This window comes from Pyxidicoccus fallax (genome assembly GCF_012933655.1).
In the GTDB taxonomy this organism is placed as follows: Bacteria; Myxococcota; Myxococcia; order Myxococcales; family Myxococcaceae; genus Myxococcus; species Myxococcus fallax.
The window spans coordinates 1-6,478 of the sequence record NZ_JABBJJ010000507.1 but is presented as its reverse complement, the minus strand read 5'-3'; the positions used below and the strand labels follow the sequence as shown (position 1 = coordinate 6,478).

The 6,478-nt window shown below is 70.4% G+C and carries 4 protein-coding genes; all 4 read right to left on the bottom strand.

Annotated features, from left to right (window positions below):
- Positions 1 to 54 precede the first annotated feature (54 nt).
- Positions 55 to 1,236, bottom strand: coding sequence for a thiolase family protein (locus HG543_RS50255; protein ID WP_169352101.1), 1,182 nt, complete (start codon positions 1,234 to 1,236; stop codon positions 55 to 57).
- Between the two features lie 222 nt (positions 1,237 to 1,458).
- Entirely contained in the window at positions 1,459 to 2,118 is a 660-nt protein-coding gene (locus HG543_RS50250; protein ID WP_169352100.1) for a glutathione S-transferase family protein, read from the bottom strand.
- Positions 2,119 to 2,248: 130 nt separating this feature from the next.
- Positions 2,249 to 4,798 (bottom strand): WD40 repeat domain-containing protein, encoded by a 2,550-nt coding sequence (locus HG543_RS50245; protein ID WP_169352099.1) that lies wholly within the window; start codon positions 4,796 to 4,798, stop codon positions 2,249 to 2,251.
- A 45-nt stretch (positions 4,799 to 4,843) separates the two neighbouring features.
- On the bottom strand, positions 4,844 to 6,478 hold a 1,635-nt coding region (locus HG543_RS50240), incomplete at its 5' end, for a WD40 domain-containing protein (RefSeq protein ID WP_500690513.1).

The window sequence follows — 6,478 nt, the reverse complement described above, 5'->3', positions numbered from 1 at the left end:
GGACCTGTGTATAAGAGACACACCCCGCCCCCCTCCCCGTGGGGAGAGGGTTGATTACCGCTCCACCATCAGCGCGATGCCCTCGCCGCCGCCGATGCACAGCGACGCGACGCCGCGCTTCTTGCCCTGGTCCTTCATCGTGTGCAGCAGCGTCACCAGCACGCGGGTGCCGGAGGCGCCAATCGGGTGGCCGAGCACCACCGCGCCGCCGCGCACGTTCACCTTCGACGGATCCAGCCCGAGGATGCGGTTGTTGGCGATGGACACCACCGCGAAGGCCTCGTTGATCTCCCACAGGTCCACGTCACCCGCGGAGAGGTTCTTCTTCTTCAGCAGCTTGTTGATGGCGTCCGCCGGCGCAATCGTGAACTCCACCGGCTTGCGCGCCGCCTGGTCATAGCCCGTGATGCGGCCGAGGATGGTGCGGCCCTCCGCCTTGGCGCGCTCCTCGCTCATCAGCACCACCGCCGCGGCGCCGTCGTTGATGGAGGACGCGTTGGCGGCCGTCACCGTGCCGTCCTTCTTGAAGACGGGCTTGAGGCCGGGAATCTTGTCCGGCTTGGCGTTGCGGGGACCCTCGTCCTCGGTGACGGTGATGATGTCCTCCGGCTTCTTGCCGGGGATGTGCACGGGGACGATCTCCGCGGTGAACAGGCCCTCCTTCTGGGCCTGGATGGCGCGGCGGGTGGACTCCAGCGCGTACTCGTCCTGCTGGGCGCGGCTGATGTTCTGCGACGTGGAGCACTCCTCGGCGCAGTTGCCCATGTGGACGTTGCCGTACACGTCCCAGAGGCCGTCGGAGATCATCGCGTCCTTGAACTCCACGTTGCCCATGCGGGCGCCGCCGCGCATGGTGTGGCTGATGTAGGGCGTGTTGCTCATGGACTCCATGCCGCCGGCGACGACGACGTCCGCGTCACCCAGGGCAATGGCCTGCGCGCCCGCGATGACGGCCTTGAGGCCGGAGCCACAGACCTTGTTCAGCGTGGTGGCGGGAACGGCCTCGGGCAGGCCGGCGAAGATGGCGGCCTGGCGGGCGGGCGCCTGGCCGACACCGGCCTGGAGCACGCAGCCCATGATGACTTCCTGCACGGCCTCGGGCTTCACGCCCGCGCGCTCCAGCGCCGCCTTGATGGCCACCGCGCCGAGCTGCGGCGCCGTCAGCTTGGACAGCGCGCCCTGGAAGGAGCCGATGGGAGTACGGGCCGCGCCCACGATGACGACTTCACGAGCCATGAAAACTGCCTCCGTTCGAGGATTGGCGAATGACCTTCGTTAACAGCGACGGGGGCCCTTATCACCGCGTGCTCCCCGGAGTTCAAGCGTCCTCGCTCGGCCTCCGGACAGGAGCGTCCACTTCCCGCGACGCGGTGCGCAAGGCTTCATAACCCCTTGAACATACAGGCCTTGTAGACGCACCGCGAGGCCGGGCCCCCGCCCGACCAGTCGGACGGTCCTTCAATCCCGGTCCGGCGCGCCCAGGGGGAAGAGCGGCCGGAACTTCCGCGCCTCCTCCACCGCGCGCGCGAAGGACGGGCGGGCCAGCAACCGCGCGCGGTAGGCGCGCAGCACGGGAAACGCCTCGGAGATCCGGTGCGTCCAGTCCGCGTAGAACAGCGAGGGCGCGGCCGCGCAATCGGCCAGCGTGAAGTCCTCGCCAGCGGCCCAGGTCCTGCCGGCGAGCCGCCCTTCGAGCCACGCATAGGCGCGCTCCAGCAGCTCCACGGCCATCGCCAATCCGTCCCGGCGCTTCACCGGATCACCCGTCAGCGCACCGTTCACCGCGAGCTGCATCGCGTTCATCACATGCAGGTCGAAGAAGCGGTCGAGGAAGCGCACGTCGAGCGCGGCCACCGGATCCGCGGGCAGCAGGCGCACGGTCCCGGGATGCACGAGCTGCAGGTACTCGATGATGATGCTGGTCTCGACGACGTCGCGCTCACCGTCCACCAGCAGCGGGAACTTGCGCAGCGGCCAGCGCCTCAGCCACTCGGCCGAGTGCTGCGGCGTCTCCGGCCCGATGCAGCGGAACTCGAAGGGCGTGCCGTTCTCGTACAGCGCGATGAGCACCTTCTGTGTGTACGAGGAAAACGGATGACCGTAGAGCGCGAGCGACATGTTGTGATTCCCTCCAGACCCCTTGCACTGAGCAAGAGGTCTGAACCGTCCTCCCGCTACTTGCGCATTGCAAGCAGTTGTCCAAGGAGAACGGCCTTGCCGTGGACAAGGCACTCGCGCGCCGCGCCCGCTAGGGCGCCACGGGCCACGTCACCACGGACGTGCCGGTCTCGTCCTGGCTCCGGGCCGTCAGGGCCCGTCCATCCGCCCGCCAGGAGATGGAGTCGACGGCGCCCTCCATGCCTCCCACGATGGTGACGGAAGAGCGCGGGGAGTCCACCGTCCGGACGAAGACGAGCCCACCGTGCGTACTGCCCGCGATGCGCTGTCCGTCGGGGCTCCACTCCAGCGTGGTGGGCTCGATGCCATCGGGCCCCCGGAACCGCAGCTCGCCCGAGTACACGTCGTGGACGGTCAGCCCGGGCCTGCCTCCGAGCGCGATCCACCGACCGTCTGGACTGATGGCCGCGGCCAGGGAGCTCTTCTGGGAGAAGTCCAGGCCGGAGCGCACCAGCTGGTGCAATTGACGGTACGGGTACCAAAGGCTCCAGGTCCCATCGAGGTAGACCCCGACGAGGGTGTCGTTGTCCGGCATCCACCGGAGCGCCTGCACCGCGGTGGCGCCGCCGACCTTGGGAAACTGCCACTCGGAGCCATAAGGGACGACCCACACCCGGACCGTCCCGGGCTCGTTGGGGCCGCGGGGAGACGGCGCCGCGCTGGCCACCCAGATGCCATCCGGGGTCATCGCGACGTGGGAGACCCCCACTCCCTCCCCGTGCACGAGCGGGCCTGGCGTCAGCTTGCCGGTCTCCATGTTCCACACGTAGACCCGGCCGTCCTCGGTACCGGCGGCCAGCCGGTACCCCCGCTCATCCCACGAGAGCGTGTCGATGCTCTTCATCCCGGTTCCGGACAACGTCCGGAGCCGCGTGCCCTCGCGGTTCCAGAGGATGATGGTGCCCTCGTAGCCGCTGGTGGCCAGTTGTTCTCCCGCCGTGTTCCAGGCCACCCGGTTCACCCGGTCGTGCAGGATGAGCTCGCGCTTGCTGGACGACCCCGCCGCCACATCCAGGGTGAAGAGGTTGAGGGCCCCCGGAACGGCCGCGGTGAGGGCGAGCACCGGCTCCGTCGGATGGAAGCGCAGGTGGTCGTAGCCCGATACGCCGTAGCGGTGGATGAGCGGGTCACTGAGGTCCACCGTCAGCGTGCCCGTGTCGGCCTCCACCACGTGGTGCGTTCCCGAGATGTTTCCCACCGCGAGCCACCGCCCATCCGGGCTCCAGTCGAGGAGGCGGACGTCGTTCCAGGAGAAGTCCTCCCACGTGGCGGTGACGGCCCCGGAGGCGGTGTCATGCACGCGCACCACGTCAGTGCCTCCCACGGCGAAGCGGGAGCCATCCGGGCTCCACACGAAGCGCTGGGCTCCTTCCAGCACCCGCTGAGGTCCCTGGATGCCGGGCACGTGGAGCTCCACCCTCGGGTTCTGGAACTTCGTGTCGCTCAGCTCCACGGCGATGCGGCTCCCATCGGGACTCCAGGCGAGCCGCCGGATGGACTCCCCGGCCGACAGCGCGGACTCCTGGGTACCCGTGGACGCGTTCCACAGCCGCACCGCCCCGGGACGCGCATCCGAGCTCGCGCTGGCGAGCCGCGCTCCATCCGGTCTCCAGGTCAGGGTGGTAATCCGGCCCTCGTGGGCCTTCCACTCGCGCACGGTGGCCCCCGTTTCCAGGTCCAGCAGCGCGATGACGCCATCCGAGCGCCCGGCGGCCAGCAGCGTCCCGTCCGGACTCCAGGCCGCGGCTCCGAAGCTCCCGGTGGCGACGCGGAACAGGCGCTTCACCTTCCCGGTCGCCGCCTCCCAGACGCGCAGCGCGCCCGGTGCATCCACGCTCCCGGACGGATTGTCGGCGGCGGCAAGCCACCTCCCGTCCGGACTCCAGACCGCCTCCCGCGGCAGGTTCGCGTCCACCCATCGCCACTCCGCCACCCGCTCCACGTCGGGAGCGAAGCGCGCCACGCAGCGCACGTCCTGTTCGAGCGTGAACGTGTAGGCGGCGGCTCGCCGGCCCTCGCAGCCGTCCCAGCCGGAGAAGACCCAGCCGTCCTCGGGCGTGGCCTGCAGCGTGAGCGACGTGGAGGCCATGAAGCGCTTGGAGCAGGTCGCTCCACACTGGATGCCCTCGGGGGTGCTCACCACGCGGCCTCGACCCAGCACCTCCACCTGGACGCCGAGCGTCCCCGGCGGAGCGGGGTCCACGACGGTGATGCTCACCGGCTCGGACCAGGGGCCCGTGACGCCCCGCGGAGCCTGCGCGCGGCAGCGGACGGCGAAGACGCCCTCGCGGGTGAAGGTCTGCCGCGCCTCGCCCTTCGTGCCGCTGGGGAGCCGCTCGGGCGTCGTCGAGGTGCTCTCGCCATTCCAGTCGAAGTCGTAGAGGAGCGCGCCTCCTTCCGGGTCCTCGGCCACGCAGCGGAACGTGACCGCCTCCCGGATGTTGGCCTGGGTGCGCTCCGCCTCGATGCGGGCCGTGCCGGGGGGCTCATTGGGCTGGGGCTCCGGGGGCGTGTTGCTCCGGCCGCATCCGGACAACACGCCGAGCACGAGCGCCAGCGGGAGGATGGGACGGAGGCCCTCGAAGCGGGCGGAGGTTGGGAACGCAGGTCGGGAGTCCATGTCCAGCATTGAAACGTGCGTCCGGGGCCTTCGTCTCACGGCTTCCTACCGGATGAAGCTCCACATGTTCAGGCGGTCGTCCCAGCCCACGGTGGTGAGGTGCACCCCATCCGGGTGCCAGGCCATTCCCCCCAACCAACGGGAGTGAGCCTGGGGCCGGTCGGCGACGAGCATGTTGGCGCGGGTGTCCCAGACATGGAGCCGGCCGTCGCTGCCCCCGCCCGAGATGAAGAGGCCATCCAGGCTCCAGGCCAGTGAGGCGGGGTTCCCGCCGCCCTGCAGGCTGGCCACCAGCGCGCCAGTGCTCACGTCCCAGATCGCGGGCGTCCCTCCGGGGCCCCACGCGACGAGGGTGCGGCCATCCGGGCTGAACGCGGCGCACGGGGAATAGGCCCTGCCCTGCCCCGCCACGAGCGTGCTCTGCCCGGTGTCGGCATTCCACCGCGTCCAGGACAGGTCATCCCAGACGACGAGGAGCTGCTGACCGTTCTCGCCCCACGTCATCGCCACCGCATCGGAACTCAGCCCCCTCCTGACCTCGCGGAACTCCGCCACGCTGGCGCGGGTGGTGGTGTCCCAGACCACCACGTGGCGGTACTCGTTGGAGGAGGTCTGCGCGTTCCACCGGTATCCAGCGGCGGCGAGCCACTTTCCGTCCGGACTCAGCGCGACCTGATCCACCTTGCCGAAGACGCGCCAGGGCTCGCCCATGGGCACGCCCTCCGCGGCGTTCCACAGGTACACCATGCCCTGGGACGTGCCCGCCGCGAGCAGGCGGCCCGCCGCGTCCCACGACAGGGCATGCACGGTGGACACGTCTCCCAGGCGGTTTTGCACGGACCACCCCCGGAGCGATTCGCCCTGGGGTCCCCAGAGGCGCACCCGGCCATCGTTACCGCCCGTGGCGAGCAGCTTGCCCGTGGGGCTCCAGGCCGCCACTTCGGCCCCGTCCGCATGCGCCGTCAGCTCCCGCCCATGGGCGGTACCGGAGGCCGCATCCACCTCGATGACGAGGATTTCCGACACGAGGCCGCGCGCGGCCGCGGCGAGCACCGGCCGCGTCGGGTGGAAGCGGAGTTCCTCGTAGACCAGCGGCACCACATTGTCCGGAACGCGCGCCACGAGAGCCCCCGTGTCGGCTTCCAGCACGAGCAACTGCTTCCCCCAGTCAGCCGTCGCGAGCCACCGGCCGTCCGGGCTCCAGTCCACCGCCACGACCCGCCCCGTGGGCTCCGTCAGTGTGTAGAGGGGAGCCGCCTCTCCCAGAGCGTGGACCCGCACCTCGCCATCTCCGCCCACCGCGAACCGGTCTCCCGCGGGGCTCCACGCGAAGGCCTGGCCCTCCACCCGCTCCACCCGCCCGGACTCGAGCTCGAGGAGCTCCACCGAGCTCTTCACGGCCGGACGCGTCTCCATTCCGAGCCACCGTCCATCCGGGCTCCACGCGAGGCGATCCACGCTGGTCAGCCCCGGCTGGTGCTCGCGCACGGACCAGGTGGCGGTGTCCCACAGGCGGACCTGATTCGTGGAATCCGCGCTCGCCAGCCGCTGGCCATCCGCGCTCCAGGCCAGGGCCACCACGTCGTGCGTGTGCCCCGTCAGGGTCCGCACGGTGGCCCAGGTCGTCGGGTCCAGAAGGAGGATGGTTCCATTCGACCGTCCCACGGCCAGCAACCCACC